The following is a 22,582-nucleotide window of genomic DNA, read 5'->3' on the forward strand; positions in this document are numbered from 1 at the left end:
AAGGATTTGGCCCGGCCGTTGTTCCCGTGGGATATGGGCGCGAGAGCCATGTCCTCGGTTCCTGATGGCGAAAGCGCGCATGTGCGGCGTGTGAGGTCTGCGCACGGCCTGCTGCACAACGGTAGGAACCTTCATCGCTAGCCTGATTTGGCCGACGGGCAGGGGCCAAAGTCACACGAGGCCAATCGTGCAAGAAGACGTGCGCGTGCGCAGCACCGCGCAGATCGCGGGTCATCCCATTCATCCGATGCTGGTGCCGATCCCGATCGCGTGTTTTGTCGGGGCGCTGCTGACGGACATCGCCTATGTCGTCAGCGCCGAGATCATGTGGGCGGATTTTTCGGCCTGGCTTTTGCTCGTCGGCGTCATCTTCGGCGTGCTGGCGGCCATCGCGGGCCTGACCGATTTCCTCGGCAACCGGCTGGTGCGGGCGCAGCCGCCGGCCTGGCCGCATTTGATCGGCAATGCGGTGGTGCTGATCCTGGCGATCTTCAACTCGATGATCCACACGCGCGATGCCTGGACCTCGGTGTGGCCGAGCGGGCTCGTTCTGTCCGCGATCACCGTGCTGATCCTGCCGATCACGGGCTGGCTCGGCTGGGCCATGGTCTATCGCCACGGCGTGGGAGTTGCGCGATGAAGCACTTGTTCACCCACGCGCTGTTGTGCTCGTCGCTGCTGTTTCTGGCCGGCTGCAATGACGGCAGCGGCGATCCCAGGGCGCAAGTAGGTGCCAACCCGACGCTCCCCGACATCCAGCAATATTTGGTGCCGCCGATCCATATCGCCCGTATCGTCGGCTGGAAGAAGGACGAGACGCCGACCGTCGCGCAAGCTTTGCAGGCCAAGGCTTTCGCCACGGGCTTGCAGCACCCGCGCTCGCTCTACGTGCTGCCCAATGGCGACGTGCTGGTGGTGGAATCCAAGGCGCCGAAGGGCGCACCGATCAAACGGCCCAAAGAGATCGTGATGGGTTTCGTCGAGTCCTGGGCGACCTCCGGCGGCGATACCGGCGCGAGCAATCGCATCACGCTGCTGCGCGACAGCAATGGCGACGGCGTGCCGGAGACGCAAAGCGTGTTCCTCGACCATCTCAATTCGCCGTTCGGCGTCGCGCTGGTCGGCAACGATCTCTATGTCGCTAACACCGACGCGATCGTCAGATATCCCTACACGGAAGGCGATACGAAGATCACCGCGCCGGGCACGGTGCTGACGCCGCTGCCGGGCGGACCGATCAACCATCACTGGACCAAGAGCCTGGTCGCCAGTCCCGACGGATCGAAGCTCTATGCCGGCGTCGGCTCCAACAGCAACATCACCGAGAACGGCATGGAGGCCGAGCACAACCGTGCCGCCATCCTCGAGATCGATCGCGCCAGCGGCCGCTGGCGCGTGTTCGCAAGCGGTCTGCGCAACCCGAACGGCCTCAGCTTCGAGCCGCAGACCGGCGCACTGTGGACGGTGGTGAACGAGCGCGACGAGCTCGGCCCCGATCTCGTCCCCGACTACATGACCTCGGTGAAGGACGGCGGCTTCTACGGCTGGCCCTACAGCTATTTCGGCCAGCACGTCGATCCCCGCGTCAAGCCGGAGCGGCCGGATCTCGTCGCCAAGGCGATCGTGCCGGACTATGCCCTGAGCTCGCACGTCGCACCGCTCGGGCTCGCCTTCAACACCGGCACCGGTCTGCCGGCCGCCTATCGCGGCGGAGCGTTTGTCGGCGAGCACGGCAGTTGGAACAGGCAGGTACTCAACGGCTATAAGGTCGTGTTCGTGCCGTTCACGGACGGCAAGCCGAGCGGTCCGGCACAAGACGTCGTCACGGGCTTTCTCAACGGCGACAACCAGGCCCGCGGCCGCCCGGTCGGCGTCGCCATCGACAAGACCGGCGCGCTTTTGGTCGCAGACGACAGCGGCAACACGGTCTGGCGGGTGAGCGCGGCGCATCCGCAACTGACGCAACATTAGACATCGAGAACGGGAGGAGTTCGACAATGGGCCTCGCTCAATATGCCATCGTACCGGTGCAGGACGAATGGGGCGTGCTGCATGACGGCGACGTCAAGAGCCGATACGCCACCAAGGAAGCCGCCTTCGAGTCGGCGGTGGCCGCGGCATCCCTGGCCCTTCGCGAGGGACATGAAGTCCATGTCAGCGTGCCTGGCCGCGAAGCCGACGACAACGCGCTCGGTGTGTAGAGCGTCCGAGAGAAGGAGGCCGAGGTAACCAAACTCCGTGAGCAGAACGGCGTCGAGCCGCCCCGGTCCGAGGACGACATCCAGCGCGAGCAGCTCGGTCCGCGCGGTGTGCCCGGTGCGCCTGACCCGGCCAAGATGACGCCGCAGCGGGACAAGAAGACGCCGAAGCACATCGATCCCGGCCACACCTCCTGACAATCGCTCTGCGGCTGGCGCCGCGGTGCCATTCGGAACCGACATTCCCGCTCGGCCCGTATACCGGGTATGACGTGCCGCCGGGCGCGATCCGCGCCTCGTGGGCAGGCGACGTTTGGAATGCGGTTCTTGAAATCTGACGGCAGGCTCATCGGCGTCCTGCTGGTGCTCGCGATCACGCAGCTGGTCGGATGGGGCACGATCGGGCTTCCCGCCATTGTCGGGCGCGATCTCGCGGCCGATCTCGGCATGAGCCTGCCGGCGGTGTTCGCCGGGACATCCGTTCTCTACGTCTCGATGGGGCTGTGCGGCCCGCTGCTCGCCAAATCGTTTGCGCGGCATGGCGCGCGGACGGTCATGATGGTCGGCAGATCGTCACTGCGCCGGGCTTCGTGCTGCTCTCGCTCGCGCGCGAGCCGATGCTTTATTTCGCCGCGTGGATCGTGCTCGGCATCGCCGGCAGCGCCACGCTGTCGACCGGCGCCTATATCATGCTGAACGAGGTTGCGGGGCGGCGGGCCAAGAGCGCGATCGGCGCGCTCATGCTGGTGACGGGCCTGTCCAGCAGCATCTTCTGGCCGACCACCTCGTTCCTGAGCGGTCACCTCGGCTGGCGGGGGACATGCCTCGTCTACGCGGCGATGATGCTCGTCGTCAGTCTCCCGCTCTATGCGTTTTTCGCGCCGCGCCGGTCCGTCGCGGAGGACGATGGCGCCGAGCCGACAAGGCGGTCGCGGCCGCCTGCGATTCCAAGGAGCACGTTCGGCCTCGTCGTCGCCGCGATCACGCTGAACGCCTTCGTCACTTTCGGCATCAGCGCTACCCTGATCGAGCTGTTGCGGGCGGAGGGGCTGGCGCCGGCTCAGGCGCTGGCGTTCGGCTCGATGCTTGGCGTGATCCAGGTCAGCGCCCGAGGGCTCGATTTTCTCGGTGGAGGCCGATGGGACGGGATCACGACCGGGCTCGTTGCGGGCACCGCATTGCCGGTCGCCATGCTGCTGCTGATGATGAGCGAGGGCGCCACCTGGGCGGTCGCGGTGTTCATCCTGCTCTATGGCGCTGGCAGCGGCGCGATGGCGGTGGCGCGGGCGACCATCCCGCTCGTGTTCTACGACCAGGCCGAGTTCGCCAAGGCCATGTCGATGATCGCGTTGCCGCTCAATCTGGCATCGGCGGTCTCGCCGCCGCTCCTCGTCGGTTTGCTGACCCAGTTCGGCAGCCGCGGTGCGCTCGGTCTCACCTTCGTCTTCTCCTGCGCAGCGGTGCTGATCCTGGTCCTGCTCGGCCGCCGCCGGCCCCGGGTGGTCGCGGCGGGCGCAACTTGAGACGTCGAGGCGATATTCGCGCTGCGGAAAGTTGCGGGCAGGAATTGGCGCCGCTGCCCGGCAGGAGATGGCCGTATGCCGTCAGTGCAGTGCTCAGGTCGCGAAAATAGTGTATCCGCAGGGAGCGTGGCCTTTCGATCTCGCCGCCGCGCCAAGATCAGTCCCCCGGAGGAAATCGACATGTTGGCCTTGCCGCTCTCAGGCATCAAGATCCTTGACCTCACCCGCGTGCTTGCCGGGCCCCTGTCGGCCCAGATGCTGGGCGATCTCGGCGCGGAGGTGATCAAGATCGAGCGGCCAGGCACCGGCGACGACGCGCGCGCCTTCGGACCGCCCTACCTCAACGACCCCGAGGGCAAGGCCAACAACAACAATTCGTTCTATCTCTGCGCCAACCGCAACAAGAAGTCCGTCACCGTCAACATCGCCAAGCCGGAAGGGCAGGCGATCGTCCGGGAGCTCGCCAAGGATGCCGACGTCTTCATGGAGAACTACAAGGTCGGCGATCTCAAGCGCTACGGCCTCGACTATGAGACCATCAAGGCGATCAATCCCGGCATCATCTATTGCTCGGTGACGGGCTTCGGCCAGACCGGGCCGTATGCGCCGCGTGCCGGCTATGATGCCATCCTGCAGGCGATGGGCGGATTGATGAGCGTCACCGGCCATATCGACGGCGAGCCGGGCGAGGGCCCGATGAAGGTCGGCCCGTCGATCGTCGACTACATGACCGGCATGAACTCCTCGATCGGAATTCTCTCGGCGCTCTACCATCGTGATGCCAATGGCGGGCAGGGACAGCACATCGACGTCTGCCTGTTCGATACCGTCATCGCATCCTTGTCGCACTGGCTGCAGATCTATCTCGTCAACGGCAAGACGCCGCCGCGCCGCGGCACCTGGGGCAATGGCGGCATGCCGGCCGGCGTGTTCCGCTGTGCCGACGGCGAATTGATGCTGGTGGTCGGCAATGACGGCCAGTTTCAGCGCACCTGCGCCGTCCTCGGCGAGCCCGAGCTCGCGAACGATCAGCGCTTCGTCAAGAACAACGATCGCGTCGTGCACGGCAAGGAGATCATGGCGATCTTTGCCGGCCTGTTCCTGAAACAGCCGGTGGCCTACTGGCTGGAAAAGCTGGAGGAGGCCGGCGTGCCGTCAGGTCCGATCAACAATTTCGAGCAGGTGTTTTCCGATCCGCACGTCCAGTCGCGCGGCATGCGGGTGAAGGTCGACCACCCCTTCAAACCCGATCTTTCGCTGGTCCGCAACGCGCTGACCCTCTCGGAGACGCCGATCCAGACCTACCGCGCCCCGCCGCTGTTAGGGGAACATACCGAAGAAGTGCTCGGCGGCAAGCTCGGCTATGATGCCGGCAAGATCGAGCAGCTGAAGCAGCAGGGGATCATCTAGCCGGAGGGAGCGCGAGCCTCGGCGCGCCGGTTGCGATGACGAGGACCCACGCGCCACGCCGGGGCTTGCCTGAAGCTTGCGCACAATCCCCAAATAATCCCTGTCCGTAGTCGCACAGGCTTCCCCTTCGCGCGAGACTCTGATTCGATCTCTCCACTTGAGTTCGGGAGGGAAGTGAATGTCCTACACGATCGGGTTCCAGGCCAAGGACCAGAAGGCCATTCTGGCGACCGAGGCGGCCACCGCCAATCAGGCCGTCGCCATCATTGCTGCGCTGCGGCAGAGCGCCGACGAAATAAAGTTCATCCGCTCGCCGCAGGAAGGCGAAATGGGTATCGAGATGCTGCTGCTGCTCGCCAAGGAAGAGGCCGAGGAGATGCCGCAGCAGGCGTAACCGCTGTCGCTGCTACAGGTGGAATTCCGAGGTCTTGCCGCAAGCGGGACTGACCTCGCGCGGCTTTCGATCGATCTTCGTTGATCAGCGCGCATCCCGCGCCAGGGCGCGCGGCTTTGCCTCGACCTTTCCCGCCGTCAGCGCCATCGTCGCGACGCTGACGACGCGCGCGACCACGTCCTCGACGTCGTCGAGGTCGCATTTGCCTTCCGACAGCTTTGTCAGCCGTTCGCTCTCGCGGATGGTGTGGTGCGCCATCGCGAGCGCGAAGTTCAGGCCCCAGTAGATATCGACCTCGCTGCGCTCGGGCAGGGCGCGGCGCATCGCGCCGGCGAATTTCCGCAGATGATCGATTTCGCGGTTCTTGATGCGGCGGATCGGCGGCACGGATTCGATCGAGGCGCGGATCATGAAGCGCGCCGCGGTGGAGCGCTGGTTCGCCGGGCCGAGGCAGCCGCGCAAGGTCGGCCCGACCAGCGCCCGCAAGATCACCTCGATCGGCGCGCGGCCGCCGCCTTGCTCCTCCGCCGCCTTCAATTCGCGCAGGCGCTCGCGGTTGGTGGCGATCGAGCGTGTGACGAACAGCTCCGCGATCAGCTCGTCCTTCGAGCCGAAATGATAGTTCACCGCCGCCAGGTTGACATTGGCCTCCGCGACGATGTCGCGCAGCGTCACGTCGCCGAAGCCGCGATCGGCATAGAGCCGTTCGGCGGCGGCGAGAATGGCAGACCTCGTATGATCGCTGGCCATGGGAGCCCTCGGGGAGGGGAGTTGCAATTCAAACAGTTGTATGAAACTATCGTTTGAAGGCCGGGAAAAGTCAATCCGCAATCGGGACTCGTTCGCAACTGCGGTGGGTTCCGGTGCGCCTCGCAGCTTCGCGCATTCGCGCTTGCGGGCCGCGCGCCGCGGGAGGACAGTCCGGCGCAAAAGGGTTTGCGAGAGAGAAAACGAGGAGCGTCCCATGGATTTTGATCTGTCCACCAAGCAGAAGGAATGGCTCGATCGCGTACGGTCCTTCATGGCCAAGCACGTGCGCCCGGCGGTGCCGATCTACGACCAGCAGGACAAGAGCGGCGACCGCTGGAAGGTCATCCCGATCCTGGAAGACCTCAAGAAGAAGGCGAAGGCCGAAGGCCTCTGGAACATGTTCATGCCGCCGAACGAGCATGAAGATGATGAATTCCGCGGTGCGGGATTGACCAATCTCGAATACGCGCTCTTGTCCGAAGAGATGGGTCGCGTCACCTGGGCCTCCGAGATGTTCAACTGCTCCGCGCCTGATACCGGCAACATGGAAGTGTTCATGCGCTACGGCACCAAGGAGCAGAAGCGCAAATGGCTGCGTCCGCTGATGGACGGCGAGATCCGCTCGGCTTTCCTGATGACGGAACCTGCGGTCGCCTCGTCTGACGCCACCAACATCGAGACCCGCATCGAGCGGGACGGCGATCACTACGTCATCAACGGCCGCAAATGGTGGTCGTCCGGCGTCGGCGATCCCCGCTGCAAGATCGCGATCCTGATGGGCAAGACCGATTTCAAGGCGGCCAAGCACCAGCAGCAGTCGCAGATCCTGGTTCCGCTCGACACCCCCGGCATCAAGGTCGAGAAGATGCTGCCGGTGTTCGGCTTCGACGATGCGCCGCACGGCCATGCCCAGGTGCTGCTCGAGAACGTGCGCGTGCCGAAGGAGAACATCCTGCTCGGCGAGGGGCGCGGCTTCGAGATCGCGCAGGGCCGTCTCGGCCCCGGCCGCATCCATCACTGCATGCGCACCATCGGCAAGGCCGAGGAGGCGCTGGAGAAGATGGTGAAGCGGCTCACCTCGCGCACCGCCTTCGGCAAGAAGATCGTCGAGCATTCGGTGTGGGAGCAGCGCATCGGCGAAGCCCGCACCAACATCGAGATGACCCGTCTTCTGTGCCTCAAGGCCGCCGACATGATGGACAAGGTCGGCAACAAGACCGCGCAGGCCGAGATCGCCATGATCAAGGTCGCCGCGCCCAACATGGCGCTGAAGATCATCGACGAGGCGATCCAGGCGTTTGGCGGCGCCGGCGTGTCGGACGAGGCCGGCCTTGCCAAGGACTACGCCCACATCCGCACGCTCCGTCTCGCCGACGGTCCCGACGAGGTGCACAATCGCGCCATTGCCAGGCTCGAGGTTCGGAAGTATGCAAACTCTCCCAATCATTGAGAGGGAGGGCCGGGAGGCGCTCCCGATCTGAAGAAGCGATAGGGCATGATACGGTGACCGCTTGACGCAAGTGCGTCAGCGGTTACCGATTAGGATCATGCTCGACCTTTGATGGTCAGGACTGAAGAGGGAGCGTCACCGTGGCTGACGGCGTCAGGAAAGACGAGGAGTTCTCGGGCACCAAGCCGGTCGAGGAGCGGCATCGTTTCGACGAGCTGCGCCTGGAAGCCTGGATGCGCGAGAACGTCGAAGGTTTCGAGGGGCCGCTGGTCGTGCTCCAGTTCAAGGGCGGCCAATCCAACCCGACCTATCGCCTCAACACGCCGAACCGCTCCTACGTGATGCGCAGAAAGCCGTTCGGCAAACTGCTGCCGTCGGCGCATGCGGTCGATCGCGAGTATCGCGTGATCGCGGCGCTCGGCAAACAGGGCTTTCCGGTCGCGCGTGCCTATGCGTTGTGCCAGGACGACAGCGTCATTGGCGCCGCCTTCTACATCATGTCGATGGAGGAGGGTCGCGTGTTCTGGGATCCGACGCTGCCGAGCCAGGCGCCGGACGACCGGCGCAAGATTTTCACCAGCAAGATCGAGACGCTGGCGAAGCTCCACATGTTCGATCCTGTTACGATCGGCCTCGCCGATTTCGGCAAGCCCGGCAACTATTTCGCGCGCCAGATCGACCGTTGGACCAAGCAATATCGCGCCTCCGAGACGCAGCACATTCCCGAGTTCGAGAAGGTCGCCGAATGGCTGCCGCGGACAGTGCCGGAGCAGGCGCGCGTCTCGGTCGTCCATGGTGATTATCGCCTCGACAACATGATCTTCCACGCGACGGAACCGCGCGTGCAGGCGGTGCTGGACTGGGAGCTGTCGACGCTCGGCGATCCCATGGCCGACTTCACCTATCTGTTGATGCAGTGGATCATGCCGGGCCTCGAGGGTGCCGACCTCAAGGCGCTCAACATCCCGACCCTGGATGAGGCGGCACAAATCTACTGCAACGTCACGAAGATGACGGTGCCCGATCTCAACTGGTACTTCTCGTACAATCTGTTCCGTCTCGCCGGCATCACCCAGGGCATCGCTGGCCGCGTTCGCGACGGCACCGCGGCGAATGCCAAGGCGCTGGAGTCAGCCAAGCGCACGGTGCCCCTGTCGAAGGCCTCATGGGACTACGCGCAGAAGGCGGGCGCGGTGTAGGGACGCCAGAGACGCAGCCGATGGCCGCGGCCTCTCTTGTATCTGAACGCTCGCCTCTCGTGTCCCGGACGCGGTGCAGCACGAAGTGCTGCTCCGCAGAGCCGGGACCCAGCTAGTTTGCTAAGGATTGCAGCTCATCCATGAGATCGCGCCAATCCGGATTGAGCTCTTCGATCAGCTTGAGCTTCCACGCACGTCGCCAGCGCTTTAACGAATGTTCGCGTGAGCGTGCTTCGAGTACCGACTCAAACGCTTCGAAATAGACGAACAGTGTCACGTCATACTGCCGCGCGAAGCCGGGGATGACCTTGGCTTTGTGCTCGCCAATTCGGCGGACGAGGTCGTTCGTAACGCCGATGTAGAGAGTACCGTTTCGTCTGCTTGCAAGGATGTATACGAAGTAAGGCACGGTCGTGCAATCTTGGCGAAGATGCGCTCAAGAGTTGCATGGTTCGATGCCTTCGCCAAGCATTCTGGGTCCCTGTGTCTTGGAAGTCTGTCAAGATGAGGTGGGCGGGAAGCCGTTGGGTCCTTGGCGCTTGACGCCGTGAGCCGGCTCGGTCTCCCGCCCGTTCCATCTATCAACCTGAACAGTTGCACGAGGCTGCAGCAACAGACCTCGCATCACAGGGACAGGCACCGTGATTATACCCGCTCGTTGCGTCGGAATCGACGTCTCTAAACAATATCTCGATATCTTCGATGCCGGCTTAGGCGTGCCGGAGCGCATCGCCAACGCGACGCAGGCCATTACACAGATCGTGGCGCGTTGGCGATGCGATGTGCTGGTGGTCTTCGAGGCGACGGGGGTGTACGACCTCGCGCTTCGCGAGGCGCTAAGCCAGGCCGGCATCCGCTTCGCCCGGATCAACCCGGCCCGAGCCCGCGACTTTGCGCGCGCCAGCGGCCAACTCGCCAAAATCGACCCGATTGACGCGCGGATGCTGGCCACCTTTGCGCAGGCCATGCAGCCGGCCACCGAGCCGGCCGCCAACCCGGCCCGCAACGCCTTGGCCAGGCTTGCAAAACGGCGGGATCAACTGGTTCTCATGCGCGCCCAGGAGAAGAACCGGCGCAGCGAGGCCGACGACCGCGCCATCGCCGATCGGATCGGCCGTCTCATCGAGGTCCTCGACAGCGAGATCGTCCAGATCGAGGCTGACATCAAGGTGCTGATCAAGACTGAGCCGGAGATCTCGGATGATGCGCAGTTGATGCGCTCACTGCCCGGCGTGGGCCCCGTGGCCTGCATGCAACTCATCACGCAGATGCCTGAACTCGGGAAGGTCGGACCGAAACAGGTGGCGGCGCTGGCAGGCCTGGCTCCCTTCAACGTCGACAGCGGCGCCTTCCGTGGCAAGCGCAAGATCGCCGGCGGCCGAAAGCGCGTTCGCGATGCCCTCTACATGGCTGCGCTGAACGCGGTTCGCCGAGCCGAGCCGTTCAAGTCCTTCTACGCCCGACTGCGACAGGCCGGAAAACCAGCCAAGCTCGCCCTCATCGCTGTCGCCAGGAAGATGTTGACCGTCCTCAACGCCATGATGCGCGATAGGAAGCCATACCTGCAGACCAACCCAACATAACAGTTGCCGGCTCTGCGCAGCAGCGTAAGAACGCTGCAGCGCGTCCGGGACACGGGATCTCAATTAAACCGGCTTGCCCGTATACGGCATCGAGGCGGTGAGGCGAGCTATGCGGGATTTTGGGTGACGAGGCGATCAGGCGGCGTGGTTTTCCGGCACTTGGATGACCTCGATGCCGTTTTCGAATCTGACACCTGCGACGACCTTCGGCAACTGATTTGTGCCTTTCAGCCGCCGCCAGGTCTTTGATGCGGCGCAGAGCAGCTTGAACACCATCAACTTGGCAGTCGTTGACGATAACGAACCTTTCGTGCGCACCGTTCTGTGCCGGACCGTCGCGAACACGCTTTCGATGGGATTCGTCGTCCGCAAGTGGTCCCAATGCTCGGCGGGGAATTCGTAGAACGCAAGCATTGCGTCGCGATCTTTCGTCAGGCACTCGACCGCCTTGTCGTACTTCGCTCCGTATTTCTCGGCAAAGACATCGATCGCCACTTCGGCCGAAGCTCGGTTGGACGCCAAATAGACCTCGCGCAGGTCCTTCTTCATGCTGGCCTGTACCGACACTGCGACTTTGTTCAAGATATTCGCGGTTTTGTGCACCCAGCACCGCTGATGTCGCGTGGCGGGAAAGACCTCGTCGAGCGCCTTCCAGAAGCCGAGCGCGCCGTCACCGACGGCGATTTCCGGGGCGATCTTCAGCCCTCGGGTTTTCGCCTCGACGAGCAGTTCGTGCCAGCTCTGCGTGCTCTCGCGCACGCCGACCTGGAAGCCGATGAGTTCCTTCTTGCCTTCCGGCGTCGCGCCGATCAGCACCAGCATGCATTCGCTGTGGTCTTCCATGCGAGCCTGCAGGAAGACGCCGTCCGCCCACACGTATACGTACCGGCGCGCCGACAGATCGCGCTTCTGCCAACGCTCGTACTCGAGCTGCCACTCCGTCGTCAGTCTGGAAACCACCGCCGGAGAAAGATTCGGCGCATCCTTGCCCAAGAGCGCCGCCAGCGCCTCCTGGAAGTCGCCCGTCGAGATGCCTCGCAGGTACAGAACCGGCAAAAGTGCATCCAAGCTCTTCGTGCGCCGTGCCCACAACGGCAGGATCGCCGAGGTGAAGCGGATCCGCTCGCCATCGCTGGTCACCGCGCGATCGCGAATCTTTACCCGGGCGACTTCGACGGCGCCGATCCCCGTCTGGATCGTCCGCACTGGACCATGGCCGTCGCACGAGGCGGTCGCGGCCATCGGGAAGCTTCAAGCCCTTCATCGCGGCGAGAAACGCCTCGGCTTCCATCTCGACAGCCTGCGCAAGCAGCTGCCGAGCTCCAGATCGCAAAATATTCGTCAGTGGATCGTCGATCTCATCGGGCTGACGCAGTGGGACAATGTTGCTATGCTCGTTCATGGCGTATCGCTCTCCTTGAGGTTCTGGCAGGCTCGACACCCGCCTCGATACGCCGCCTATCTCATTCCGTCATCACCCAGTTTCCCGCATAGCTCGGTGAGGCCTCCGTCCACCGGGAACGCCTGGCCGTTGACATACGACGCCTCGTCACTTGCCAGGAACAGTCCCATCGCGGCGAGCTCGTGCGGCTGGCCGGGCCGCTTGAGCGGATTGAGCTGGCCGATCTTGTCCTGGGTGCCGCGCTCCTTGGCGCGGTCGAAAATCGGCTTGGTCATGCCGGTCTCGATCAGGCCAGGGCAGACCGCGTTGATGCGAACGCCGGTGCCGGTGAGCGAATAGGCCGTGGTCTGCACCAGGCTGATCACGCCGGCCTTGCTGGCGGCATAGGGATGGCCGCTGGCGCCGGCCTTGAGGCCTGCGACGGAGGCGGTCAGCACGATCGCGCCGGACTGTTGCTTGACCATGTGCGGCATCGCGTATTTCACCGCGAGGAACGGCCCGATCAGGTTGATGCGCAGGATCTCCTGCCAATGCTCCACCGTCTGCTCGGCGAGCGGAACGAGCCCGCCGGAGATGCCGGCATTGGCCCAGATCACGTCGAGCCGGCCATGCGCCTTCACCGCCTTGTCGATCACGGCGATGACGTCCTTTTCGGAGCCGGCATCCGCGATCATGGCTTCCGCGATGCCGCCGGCCTTCTTCACCTCCTCGACGGTCTCCTTCACGGCCTCGGTGCGATCGACTGCGATCAGCTTGGCCCCTTCCTTGGTGAACAGCAGCGCAGCCGCGCGACCGATGCCGCTGCCGGCGCCGGTGATGATGACGGATTTGCCTTGCAGGCGGCCCATGCGTTTCTCCCTTGTGGTGCCCCGCGTGGCGCTTGCCGCGCGGCGGAATTTCAAACAAGATTTCAAACGGTAAAGTGTCTTGAGACACGTTCGCTACTCACGTACAGCGACATCAAACGGGATGGAAGGGTTTCGATGGCAGGTGCAGACAAGCCAAATGTGGTCGTCACGCGATGGTGGTGGGTCCGTCACGCGCCGGTGCGCAATGACGGCGGCAACATCTACGGACAGTCCGACATCGCCTGCGATACCAGCTATACCTATGTGTTCAATGCCGTTGCCAAGGTGCTGCCACGCACGGCGGTCTGGTATTCGAGCAATCTGATGCGCACCCACCAGACCGCCGAGGCGATCTGGGCGGCCGGCTTCCCAAGGCCCGCGTCGATGAAGCGGGAGGCGGACCTCGCCGAGCAGAACCTCGGCCGCTGGCAGGGCATGAACAGGGCCCAGTTCATCGCGAGCCGCCCCGTCGGCGCCAGCTGGTTCGCCGACGTCAACGAGCCCGCGCCCGGCGGCGAGAGCTTCATGGACCTCTACAACCGCACGCGCCGCACCATCGAGCGGATCACCAATGAGGCGGGAGGGCAGGACATCATCGCAGTCGCGCATGGCGGCACGATCAAGGCGGCGCTGGGACTCGCGCTCGACGGCCAGCCGGAGCGGGGGCTGTCGTTCGACATCGACAATTGCTCGGTGACGCGGTTGGACTATTTTGCAAGTCCCGAGCGCACCGTCTGGCGGCTACCGATGGTGAACCAGCAGCCGTGGATTGCGGATGCTGCGCACGCAGCGATGCACCAGCCGGCGGGGCCGGAAGTCAAGAAGCTCGCCTGAAGCGGCTGTCGCTCGCGCGAGCGACATGAGTTTCGGGCCAATCAAATCGTACTCAGGGAGAGACACATGACCTTGTTCGACATGAAGGGGAAAGTCGCCGTCATCACGGGATCGACGCGCGGCATCGGGCTTGCGATCGCCGAGCGCATGGCCGAGCACGGCGCCAAGGTGGTGATCTCCTCGCGCAAGGCCGACGTCTGCGAGCAGGTCGCCAAGGGGATCAACGACAAGTTCGGCAAGGGCACCGCGGTCGCGGTCGCCGCCAACATCTCGTCGAAGGAGAATCTGCAAAACCTCGTCGACGAGAGCAACCGCGCCTTCGGCAAGATCGACGTGCTGGTCTGCAACGCCGCTTCGAACCCGTATTACGGTCCACTCGCCGGCATCTCCGACGATCAGTTCAGGAAGATCCTCGACAACAACATCGTCGCCAACAACTGGCTGATCTCGATGGTGGTGCCGCAGATGGTCGAGCGCAAGGACGGCTCGATCATCATCGTCTCCTCGATCGGCGGCCTCAAGGGCTCGACCATCCTAGGTGCCTACGCGATTTCCAAGGCCGCCGACATGCAGCTCGCGCGCAACCTCGCCTGCGAATACGGCGCGCACAACATCCGCGTAAACTGCATCGCCCCCGGCCTGATCAAGACCGATTTCGCCAAGGCGCTGTGGGACAATCCGGAGAATTTGAAAGCCTCGACCTCGCGCTCGCCGCTGCTGCGCATCGGCATCCCTGACGAGATCGCCGGCGCGGCGGTGTTCCTGGGCTCGAAGGCCGGCGACTTCATGACCGGCCAGACCATGGTGATCGACGGCGGCGCGACGATCAGTTGAGGTGTGAGATCAGGTCGAGGTGTGGCCGCGAAGAGCAATGCGCTCCCTCTCCCGCAAGCGGGAGAGGGAGCACCGAGTTCGCCGCCCGATCATTCGATTCAACCAGCGGTCACTCCACCGCCGCGTAAACCAGATCCCGCACCAAGGTCCGCGTGTAGTCGCGCTGTCCGGGGCCCTGGCTCATGAACACCGCGAACAGATCCTCCTTCGGATCGATCCAGAAGAACGTGCCGGCGATGCCGCTCCAGAAGTACTGGCCGACGCTGCCGGGGAAGGGCGCGATGCCAGCCACCTTGCGCACGGCGAAGCCGAGGCCAAAGCCGTGGCCAGGCGAGAGCAGGGTGCCGTTGATTGCAACGCCTGGCCCGAGGTGATCGGCGGCCATCAGCTCCAGCGTCTTGCGGCCGATGACCCTGTTGCCGTCGAGCGTGCCGCCGTTGCGTAGCATCAGGCAGAAGCGCGCATAGTCCATCGTGGTCGACACCAGGCCGCCGCCGCCGGACTCCATCACCGGCTGCTCGAGCATGTTGAACAGCGCGACCTTGTCGCCGGTCCAGGGATCGGCCGCGAACGGCTCGGCGAGCCGGCCGGCATTGGCCTCGGATGTGGAGAAGCCGGTCTCGGCCATCTGGAGCGGCGCGAGCATGCGCTCCGTGAGGAAGGTGCCGAGCGTCTTGCCGCTGACGACCTCGATGATGCGGCCGAGGATGTCGGTGGAGCGGCTGTAGTTGAACTCGGCACCGGGCTGGCAGACCAGCGGAAAGCTCGCCACCAGCGCGGCGTGCTCGGCGTTGCTGATCTTGCGGCTGCGGACGCGCGATTCCTGGTAGAGCTTGTGCACGGGGCCGTCGCCCTGGTGCTCGTAGGTGAGGCCAGAGGTGTGGCGGAGCAGGTCCTGCACCGTCATGGGCCGTGTCGGGGGCACCAACTCCAACTTGCCGTCCTTGACGACGCCGACCTTCTGGCTCGCAAATTCCGGGATGAATTTTGCGACGGCGTCACCGAGCAGGAGCTGGCCATCCTCGACCAGCGCCATGATGCCGACCGAGACGATCGGCTTGGTCATCGAGAAGATGCGGAAGATCGAATCGCGCGCCATCGCTGCGTCGCCCGTCGGGCCTTGCTTGCCGAGCGCCTCAAACCAGCCGATCTGGCCGCGCCGGGCCACCAGCACGGTGACGCCGGGAACGGTTCCCTTGTCGATCTCGCGCTTGAATGCGTCCGACATGGCCTGGAGAAGGGAACGCGACAGCCCGAGCGTCTCGGGGCGGGCTTCCGGCACGGGCGGGGTCTGGAGCGCGGTCGTGGCCTGTGGGGCGGCTGTGGCGGTCGCTGTCGCAGTCATGGGCACTCCCGGTTGTTTTTGTTTCGTGAACGAACTGTGGCCCAGAAGCCCCGGCATAAACAAGCGAAGCTGGGTTCACCCTTGCAAACCGGCCGTCCCTTGTGCTTGAAAGCGCTCCTGATCCGCGGTGACGCGGGTTCGTAGGAGTGTAGCTCAATTGGTAGAGCACCGGTCTCCAAAACCGGGGGTCGCAGGTTCGAGCCCTGCCACTCCTGCCAGCTAAGAGTCTGGTACTGCTAGCCATTTCGTTTTGCCTATCTTCCAGTTCCAGATGGTTTGACACTTTCAATCGCCCGGTTTGACAGTTTTCGTTCGCCGCTTGTTCAACTCGTCCTCGAAGGCTCGCACCACGCCGCGCATCTTCGGCTTGAGGTCGGCGCCCTTCGCGTAGTGCCTCGCCATCTCGACGGTCTTCTGGCCAAGCGCGTCCGCGATGGTGCGCTCGTCATAGCCAATCTCCCTCAGGATCACGGCCACCGTCTTCCGGAGGCCGTACAGCGTCAGGTCGGGTCCGACGGCACCGCGTTTCTCAAGTTGCAGCCGCACCGGCCTCCACGATGCGCGGAAGCCGCTTAGCGTCCAGGGCAGCCCCCTGGAATTCGCCACCAGCGTCACCGCGCTGTGCGCTGGGGCGGCGTCTAGGATCGCGGCCAGCGGCTCGGGGCATGGCCAGAACACTGGCTCTCCGGTCTTTGAGCGGTTGGTCGCGATCTCACCATCGCGGTAGAAGTTGCGGGGCAGGGTGAGGGCGTCTTTCGGGCCCAACGCCGTAAACATCATCAGCCCGATCGCCGGCTTCATGTGCGCCGGCACCTCCGCGAGCACCGCGTGCTGCTCCTCGTCGGCCCAGGGCCGGTTCGCGTCCGGCTGATCTTTCTTACGGCGAATGTCTTTGATGCCAGCTGCCGGATTGCCACTCAGGTAGCCGCGCTCAGCTCCCCAATTGAACAGCGTGGACAGCCGAGCCTTCAGGTCGTTGGCGAACTTGCGACCGCGCGTCGTCGCCGCCTTATCCCGGATCCGGACCACCAGCGGCTTGGTGAACTTCACAAGCGGTGTATCGGCTATCGGCTTCAAATAGTCGAAGTTGATTGCATAGTCGGACCGGGTTCGCGGTGCCAGGTCCGCGAATGCCGCGTGCTTCCGATACTCCTGGATCAACAAACCTAGCGTGCCGGGCTTTACCGCCGCGGCCGTTGTCAGCGCGCCGATGCGCGCCACTTCAGCGAAGAACTCGGCCGAGCCGAGATCGTGCTTTGTCAGGTCAATGGCGGTGCCGGACTTTCGATGATAGCAGCGCCACTTCCCATGACGGTCCCGGAATATCTTGAAACCCTTCACCCGGATGCTGGTCACGCCAGTTTTCCTACTATGGAGTCGGCATCATGATCCGCGTGGCCCGCCTTAAGGCTATCGAGCCAACGGTCGAGGTCTTGCACGTCCCACCGGCGATCGCCATTCGGGAATTCCACCGGTGAGGAAGGGCATTCGATTTCGAACCGCCGCACCGAACGGCCGCAGTGATGCGCTGCCTCCGCCTTGGTCAGCATGCGCCGCGGGACAACGTTGATCTGCAATGTTGCCATAGACATCTAGCCCGTCCTATTCGTGAGAGTGCGGCTTTTGGGCCCGATTGATGCGGCCGCACATCTTGTCTGACGAGGCGCACAGGATTGCCTTCGGCTTTTCGCCGCCTGACGACCGGTACTTTGCAACGCGCTTGAGGGATGGGTTGGGCGAACGGGGGCGGACGCCCCGCCGGTCAAGGACCGAGCGGCAGCAGCGCGCCGGGCAAGCCGCAGATCAGGTCGGCTTCGGGACATGCCGCGGCAAACGCAAGGCGAATGCGGCTCGTGGTCTCGACGACACGGGCGGCGATTTTCAAGAGCCGAAGACGCAGCGTCGCGAACTCGGCAGCGGCCAATTCCCGGGCTTTGGGAATGGCGTCGCGCACGGTCAGCATCAGCCAATAAGCGGCCGTATGGAGCACGAGACGGACCTGGTTGGCGAGCGCCGAACGGCAGCTGGTGCGATCGGAGGCGAGCTGCGTCTTATGCAGCTTGATCAGATTCTCGGCTTGGCCGCGCGCGCAATACAGGCTGTCGTAGATCCACTCGGCCGAGCCGACATCGAGGCTGGTGACGACGAAGCGGATGTCGAGGCCGAGCATCGTCGCCTCAATACGGGCGACAGTGCGCCGTTCGCGATCCCAGGACTTTGCCTTGTGGCGCGTCTCGGTATAGCCACGCAGAACCGGCAGGTTCTCGATGGCGCGTCGCGTGCGGATGTCGTCGGCGACCTCGTCGACTTTTCTGGCGAGAGGCTTGGTGCCGGACAGACCGAAGATGTAGTCGATGCCGTTGGTCTCGCACCACGCCATTGCCTCCGGCCGGGCATAGTGCCCGTCGCCACGGAACGTAATTTGCGTGTTGTGCCATCGCGTCCGGATATGCCGTACCAGGCGGCGCAGATGGGCACGCACCTCGACGCCGCCCGGCGTCTTGCCGGGCCGCAGCACGACGGCCACGGGCCGGCTCGAGCTATGCGGGAAACTGGGTGATGACGGAATGAGATAGGCGGCGTATCGAGGCGGGTGTCGAGCCTGCCAGAACCTCAAGGAGAGCGATACGCCATGAACGAGCATAGCAACATTGTCCCACTGCGTCAGCCCGATGAGATCGACGATCCACTGACGAATATTTTGCGATCTGGAGCTCGGCAGCTGCTTGCGCAGGCTGTCGAGATGGAAGCCGAGGCGTTTCTCGCCGCGATGAAGGGCTTGAAGCTTCCCGATGGCCGCGACCGCCTCGTGCGACACGGCCATGGTCCAGTGCGGACGATCCAGACGGGGATCGGCGCCGTCGAAGTCGCCCGGGTAAAGATTCGCGATCGCGCGGTGACCAGCGATGGCGAGCGGATCCGCTTCACCTCGGCGATCCTGCCGTTGTGGGCACGGCGCACGAAGAGCTTGGATGCACTTTTGCCGGTTCTGTACCTGCGAGGCATCTCGACGGGCGACTTCCAGGAGGCGCTGGCGGCGCTCTTGGGCAAGGATGCGCCGAATCTTTCTCCGGCGGTGGTTTCCAGACTGACGACGGAGTGGCAGCTCGAGTACGAGCGTTGGCAGAAGCGCGATCTGTCGGCGCGCCGGTACGTATACGTGTGGGCGGACGGCGTCTTCCTGCAGGCTCGCATGGAAGACCACAGCGAATGCATGCTGGTGCTGATCGGCGCGACGCCGGAAGGCAAGAAGGAACTCATCGGCTTCCAGGTCGGCGTGCGCGAGAGCACGCAGAGCTGGCACGAACTGCTCGTCGAGGCGAAAACCCGAGGGCTGAAGATCGCCCCGGAAATCGCCGTCGGTGACGGCGCGCTCGGCTTCTGGAAGGCGCTCGACGAGGTCTTTCCCGCCACGCGACATCAGCGGTGCTGGGTGCACAAAACCGCGAATATCTTGAACAAAGTCGCAGTGTCGGTACAGGCCAGCATGAAGAAGGATCTGCGCGAGGTCTATTTGGCGTCCAACCGAGCTTCGGCCGAAGTGGCGATCGATGTCTTAGAGCTGGCCCCGGTTGTTTGGACAGCGCCCCGCTGGATTTAAGTGGATTCCTGCCGGGTTATGCTGAACGCGGGGCTTTACGGTTTTGTCGTTGCGTCGGGAGGGCGTAGCCCGACCAGAGCGACGACAAAACCGTCGGCGACGGTCATGCGGCCATCACCATAGCTTGCGTGCCGAAGTAAGCCTCGTCGGGCGTGCGCCCGTCAAGGCTCGAGTGAGGGCGTCCCTGATTGTAGAAGGCCAGATACTTGGCAATTGACGCTCGCGCCTCGGACACGCTGTCGTAGGCGCGGAGATATACTTCTTCGTATTTGACCGTGCGCCAGAGCCGCTCGACAAACACGTTGTCGCGCCAGGCGCCCTTGCCGTCCATGCTGATGGCGATCTTCGCGTCCAGCAGCACATCGGTGAACTCGAGGCTGGTGAACTGGCTGCCCTGATCCGTGTTGAAAATCTCGGGCCTGCCGTGCTTCGCCAACGCCTCCTGGACCGCTTCGACGCAGAAGGCCGCCTCCATTGTGATCGAGACGCGATGGGCCAGGACCCGTCGGCTGAACACATCGACGACCGCCGCGAGATAGACGAAGCCACGCCGCATCGGAATGTAGGTGATGTCCATTGCCCACGCATGGTCGGGCCGCTCGATCTTCAATCCGCGCAACAGGTACGGGTAGATCTTGTGACCCGGAGCCGGCTTGCTCGTGTTCGGGCGACGATAGACCGCCTCGATCCCCATGCGCTTCATCAGCGTCGCGATGTGGCGGCGACCGGCGTATACGCCCTCCCGCCGCAGCAACGATCGCAGCATACGCGCTCCCGCGAAGGGATAATCGAGATGCAGCTCATCGAGCCGACGCATCAAGGCAAGGTCCTCGGCCGAAACTGGCCGAGGTTCATAGTAGACCGTGCTGCGAGCCAGCTTCAGGACCTTCGCCTGGCGCACGATAGAAAGATCATGACCGCGGTCGATCATCGCTTTGCGCTCAGCAGGCCCGCCTTGGTGAGCGCGCCGGACAAAAAATCGTTTTCCAACGCCAGCTCGCCGATCTTGGCATGTAACGCCTTCAAATCGACCGGCGTCTCGGCCGATGTCTTGTCATGCCCAAACACGCCGGCGGCGCCTTCCAGGAGCTGGTTTTTCCAGATCGTGATCTGGTTCGGATGAACATCAAACAGTTGCGCCAGCTCCGCCAGTGTCTTGTCGCCTTTGACCGCAGCCAAAGCAACCTTCGCCTTGAATGCCGGAGAATGCGTCCGGCGGCTCTTCTTCGTCATCTTCGCTCCTGATTCGCAGCAAGAATCCTCGCCGCTGTCAGGCAGAAAATCCACTCAAGCTACTGTCCGAATTTGCGGGGCCAGCTCTCTTTGCCGAGAAATACGGAGCGAAGTACGACAAGGCGGTCGAGTGCCTGACGAAAGATCGCGACGCAATGCTTGCGTTCTACGAATTCCCCGCCGAGCATTGGGACCACTTGCGGACGACGAATCCCATCGAAAGCGTGTTCGCGACGGTCCGGCACAGAACGGTGCGCACGAAAGGTTCGTTATCGTCAACGACTGCCAAGTTGATGGTGTTCAAGCTGCTCTGCGCCGCATCAAAGACCTGGCGGCGGCTGAAAGGCACAAATCAGTTGCCGAAGGTCAGCGCAGGTGTCAGATTCGAAAACGGCATCGAGGTCATCCAAGTGCCGGAAAACCACGCCGCCTGATCGCCTCGTCACCCAAAATCCCGCATAGCTCGCCGGCTCTTCTCCGTGTCGTAGACGTGGATCGGCAGGAAGCAGCGTTCGTCATAATGAGCGTTGAACAGCGAGAGCTGTTGATGGCCGTGGACGACGTCGCAGGTATCATCGATGTCGAGCGTGACGGATGCCGGCTCGCGCGGGTAGCTATCCATCCATGCGTCGACCAAAGTGTAGGTCAGCCGGATCACGTCGCGCAGGCGCGGAGCATTCTCCAGCCGCGACAGCGTCGGCTGGGAACACAAATCCCGGCCCGTGTCCGGTAGGCGACCGCAGGCCAGCTTGAATGCCGGATCGGACCTCAGATGATCGAGGTCGTCGGCGTCCTCGTAGCCGCAGCAGATCGCGAACATGCGAGCGCGGAACATATCGACCAGGCTGTGCACGACCCGCGTCGGATCGCGCCGATCCGGGAACACCCGGGCCAGATTGTTGGCCAAACCGAGACGCCGCTCGGCCATCGCCAGAAGCATCACGCCCCCGTTCGAGGTTAGGCGCCCACCATCGAAGGCAGCTGTGACTTTCTTGGCGTGAACGGCTGGAAACGAGAAGGGCGGAATCGTATCGTCGGTCATGGCGGGCGTGGCGTTCGCGGTTGGAGGTGATGGGGTTGGCTTCGCAACCGAATCCTACGCCGCATCAGCGCTTTACCCCTCAGGCGCACTCTTACGAATAAGACGGGTTAAGTTGAAGAAAGATTGAGTGACTCCCGATCATTTCTGTGCCGAAACGTGGAGTCGCGGTCGTGCCGCGTCCAAAGAAACCGGCGCGAGCGGCCTATTAGACGCGGTAGGTGCTCAGCCTCCGAAACGAGACTATCAAGCATGAAGAGATCGAGCGCGAGGCAGAGGTTTTATTTGTGTTGAATTCTTGCTTCTCGATAGTGGTCTGAAATCGTATCATCGGTCATGGCGGGCGTGGCGTTCGCGGTTGAAGGTGATGGGGTGGCTTCGCAACCGAATCCTACGCCGCATCAGCGCTTTACACCACGCTCGCCAGCCTCTCAGGCGCCCTCTCGCGAATAAGACGGGCTAGTTCACCGTCGGTTTGGTCGACACTTCGACTTCGCAACTTATCGCGGTGCCTTCAGCGAGAGCTGAAGCGATCTGCTTTACATCGTGCTGCCATCGCAGCAGCAGATTCACAGCATCACGCAACGACAGGCCGAAATAGTGATTCTCGCCAGTCACCGTGACAAAGTGCAAGACGAGTTCGCCGATGCGAGGATCGGCGTGCTTAACGCGATCCGTCTTCCCGCATCGTGCAACAACAGCCTCGCTCCCGATCTGACGCTCGTTGGCACATTCCCGCTCGTCCTCGCCTGCCTGACTGGGGAAGGGTTCAAACGTCATACTCCGAAGTTCTTTGTAACGCCGTATGACGATAGTCCCGAGTTCGGTCAGGCAATCGAATACGCGATAGATCGATTGCAGAAGGGATCTTGAAGGCGCAAAGCGGCTCAAAGCTTCAGAGTCATGCCTGAATCCTGATCACGCCGTGAAGCCCCAGGC

The 22,582-nt window shown here is 63.4% G+C and carries 18 protein-coding genes, 1 tRNA gene and 6 pseudogenes; 14 read left to right on the forward strand and 11 right to left on the reverse strand.

Going from position 1 to position 22,582, the window contains the following annotated elements:
- Positions 1 to 187: 187 nt before the first annotated feature.
- The 6 genes and pseudogenes from ABIF91_RS33470 to ABIF91_RS33495 all read left to right on the forward strand — a co-directional run bounded on the left by ABIF91_RS33470 (position 188) and on the right by ABIF91_RS33495 (position 5,525).
- Complete coding sequence (locus ABIF91_RS33470) at positions 188 to 640, forward strand: DUF2231 domain-containing protein (protein ID WP_028181119.1); 453 nt, start codon at positions 188 to 190, stop codon at positions 638 to 640.
- Entirely contained in the window at positions 637 to 1,971 is a 1,335-nt protein-coding gene (locus tag ABIF91_RS33475; RefSeq protein WP_028181118.1) for a PQQ-dependent sugar dehydrogenase, read from the forward strand. Before ABIF91_RS33470 ends, ABIF91_RS33475 begins: the two co-directional genes overlap by 4 nt.
- Positions 1,972 to 1,997: 26 nt before the next feature.
- Positions 1,998 to 2,201, forward strand: a complete 204-nt coding sequence (locus tag ABIF91_RS33480; protein WP_035696250.1) for a hypothetical protein — start codon at positions 1,998 to 2,000, stop codon at positions 2,199 to 2,201.
- Positions 2,202 to 2,516: 315 nt separating this feature from the next.
- A pseudogene (locus ABIF91_RS33485) lies at positions 2,517 to 3,721 on the forward strand (MFS transporter).
- Positions 3,722 to 3,901: 180 nt separating this feature from the next.
- Entirely contained in the window at positions 3,902 to 5,131 is a 1,230-nt protein-coding gene (locus tag ABIF91_RS33490; RefSeq protein WP_028181116.1) for a CaiB/BaiF CoA transferase family protein, read from the forward strand.
- A gap of 178 nt (positions 5,132 to 5,309) precedes the next feature.
- Positions 5,310 to 5,525, forward strand: a complete 216-nt coding sequence (locus tag ABIF91_RS33495; protein ID WP_028181115.1) for a hypothetical protein — start codon at positions 5,310 to 5,312, stop codon at positions 5,523 to 5,525.
- Between the two features lie 84 nt (positions 5,526 to 5,609).
- Here the strand turns inward: ABIF91_RS33495 and ABIF91_RS33500 are convergent, their stop codons facing one another.
- Complete coding sequence (locus ABIF91_RS33500) at positions 5,610 to 6,275, reverse strand: TetR/AcrR family transcriptional regulator (protein WP_028181114.1); 666 nt, start codon at positions 6,273 to 6,275, stop codon at positions 5,610 to 5,612.
- A gap of 214 nt (positions 6,276 to 6,489) precedes the next feature.
- On the opposite strand from ABIF91_RS33500, the gene ABIF91_RS33505 reads away from it, so the two are divergent.
- A complete protein-coding gene (locus ABIF91_RS33505; RefSeq protein ID WP_424579627.1) occupies positions 6,490 to 7,725 on the forward strand; it encodes an acyl-CoA dehydrogenase family protein in 1,236 nt (411 codons plus the stop codon).
- 140 nt (positions 7,726 to 7,865) lie between these two features.
- A complete protein-coding gene (locus ABIF91_RS33510) occupies positions 7,866 to 8,924 on the forward strand; it encodes a phosphotransferase family protein (RefSeq protein ID WP_028181112.1) in 1,059 nt (352 codons plus the stop codon).
- A 112-nt stretch (positions 8,925 to 9,036) separates the two neighbouring features.
- On the opposite strand, the gene ABIF91_RS33515 is transcribed toward ABIF91_RS33510, so the two are convergent.
- Complete coding sequence (locus tag ABIF91_RS33515) at positions 9,037 to 9,333, reverse strand: GIY-YIG nuclease family protein (RefSeq protein ID WP_028181111.1); 297 nt, start codon at positions 9,331 to 9,333, stop codon at positions 9,037 to 9,039.
- Between the two features lie 232 nt (positions 9,334 to 9,565).
- Between ABIF91_RS33515 and ABIF91_RS33520 the strand changes: the two genes are divergently transcribed.
- A complete protein-coding gene (locus ABIF91_RS33520; protein WP_424579628.1) occupies positions 9,566 to 10,507 on the forward strand; it encodes an IS110 family transposase in 942 nt (313 codons plus the stop codon).
- A gap of 135 nt (positions 10,508 to 10,642) precedes the next feature.
- Here the strand turns inward: ABIF91_RS33520 and ABIF91_RS33525 are convergent.
- Both ABIF91_RS33525 and ABIF91_RS33530 read right to left on the reverse strand, forming a co-directional pair.
- Positions 10,643 to 11,909 (reverse strand): annotated as a pseudogene (locus ABIF91_RS33525) (IS256 family transposase).
- A 56-nt stretch (positions 11,910 to 11,965) separates the two neighbouring features.
- Positions 11,966 to 12,757, reverse strand: coding sequence for an SDR family NAD(P)-dependent oxidoreductase (locus tag ABIF91_RS33530; protein ID WP_424579629.1), 792 nt, complete (start codon positions 12,755 to 12,757; stop codon positions 11,966 to 11,968).
- A 135-nt stretch (positions 12,758 to 12,892) separates the two neighbouring features.
- Between ABIF91_RS33530 and ABIF91_RS33535 the strand changes: the two genes are divergently transcribed.
- Positions 12,893 to 13,591, forward strand: a complete 699-nt coding sequence (locus tag ABIF91_RS33535) for a histidine phosphatase family protein (RefSeq protein WP_284279912.1) — start codon at positions 12,893 to 12,895, stop codon at positions 13,589 to 13,591.
- A gap of 66 nt (positions 13,592 to 13,657) precedes the next feature.
- Positions 13,658 to 14,425 carry an SDR family NAD(P)-dependent oxidoreductase gene (locus tag ABIF91_RS33540; protein WP_035678577.1) on the forward strand — a complete coding sequence of 256 codons (768 nt, stop codon included), beginning with the start codon at positions 13,658 to 13,660 and terminating at the stop codon, positions 14,423 to 14,425.
- A gap of 109 nt (positions 14,426 to 14,534) precedes the next feature.
- Here ABIF91_RS33540 and ABIF91_RS33545 read toward each other — a convergent pair whose 3' ends face one another.
- Entirely contained in the window at positions 14,535 to 15,770 is a 1,236-nt protein-coding gene (locus ABIF91_RS33545) for a serine hydrolase domain-containing protein (protein ID WP_028182276.1), read from the reverse strand.
- Between the two features lie 142 nt (positions 15,771 to 15,912).
- Here ABIF91_RS33545 and ABIF91_RS33550 point away from each other — a divergent pair.
- Positions 15,913 to 15,988 (forward strand) — tRNA-Trp (locus ABIF91_RS33550).
- Positions 15,989 to 16,055: 67 nt separating this feature from the next.
- Here ABIF91_RS33550 and ABIF91_RS33555 read toward each other — a convergent pair.
- The 3 genes and pseudogenes from ABIF91_RS33555 to ABIF91_RS33565 all read right to left on the reverse strand — a co-directional run.
- Positions 16,056 to 17,126 (reverse strand): tyrosine-type recombinase/integrase, encoded by a 1,071-nt coding sequence (locus tag ABIF91_RS33555; protein WP_028182277.1) that lies wholly within the window; start codon positions 17,124 to 17,126, stop codon positions 16,056 to 16,058.
- The gene (locus ABIF91_RS33560) at positions 17,123 to 17,356 is read right to left on the reverse strand and encodes a hypothetical protein (RefSeq protein ID WP_424579630.1); all 234 of its coding nucleotides are present in this window, start codon (positions 17,354 to 17,356) and stop codon (positions 17,123 to 17,125) included. Before ABIF91_RS33560 ends, ABIF91_RS33555 begins: the two co-directional genes overlap by 4 nt.
- A 176-nt stretch (positions 17,357 to 17,532) precedes the next feature.
- A pseudogene (locus ABIF91_RS33565) lies at positions 17,533 to 18,306 on the reverse strand (IS1380-like element ISBdi2 family transposase); the annotation flags it as partial.
- A gap of 96 nt (positions 18,307 to 18,402) precedes the next feature.
- Between ABIF91_RS33565 and ABIF91_RS33570 the strand changes: the two are divergent.
- Positions 18,403 to 19,326, forward strand: a pseudogene (locus ABIF91_RS33570) (IS256 family transposase); the annotation flags it as partial.
- Positions 19,327 to 19,474: 148 nt separating this feature from the next.
- Here ABIF91_RS33570 and ABIF91_RS33575 read toward each other — a convergent pair.
- A protein-coding gene (locus ABIF91_RS33575) for an IS3-like element ISRj2 family transposase (protein ID WP_086023025.1) occupies positions 19,475 to 20,604 on the reverse strand; the annotation gives its coding sequence in 2 pieces (ribosomal slippage) (positions 19,475 to 20,352 and positions 20,352 to 20,604; 1,131 coding nt in all).
- A gap of 74 nt (positions 20,605 to 20,678) precedes the next feature.
- Here ABIF91_RS33575 and ABIF91_RS33580 point away from each other — a divergent pair.
- Positions 20,679 to 21,038 (forward strand): annotated as a pseudogene (locus ABIF91_RS33580) (transposase); the annotation flags it as partial.
- Positions 21,039 to 21,070: 32 nt separating this feature from the next.
- Here the strand turns inward: ABIF91_RS33580 and ABIF91_RS33585 are convergent.
- A pseudogene (locus tag ABIF91_RS33585) lies at positions 21,071 to 21,646 on the reverse strand (transposase); the annotation flags it as partial.
- 456 nt (positions 21,647 to 22,102) lie between these two features.
- The gene (locus tag ABIF91_RS33590) at positions 22,103 to 22,423 is read right to left on the reverse strand and encodes a hypothetical protein (protein WP_035696254.1); all 321 of its coding nucleotides are present in this window, start codon (positions 22,421 to 22,423) and stop codon (positions 22,103 to 22,105) included.
- Positions 22,424 to 22,582 lie beyond the last annotated feature (159 nt).

This window comes from Bradyrhizobium sp. USDA 241, from assembly GCF_049739505.1.
GTDB classification, from domain to species: Bacteria; Pseudomonadota; Alphaproteobacteria; order Rhizobiales; family Xanthobacteraceae; genus Bradyrhizobium; species Bradyrhizobium liaoningense.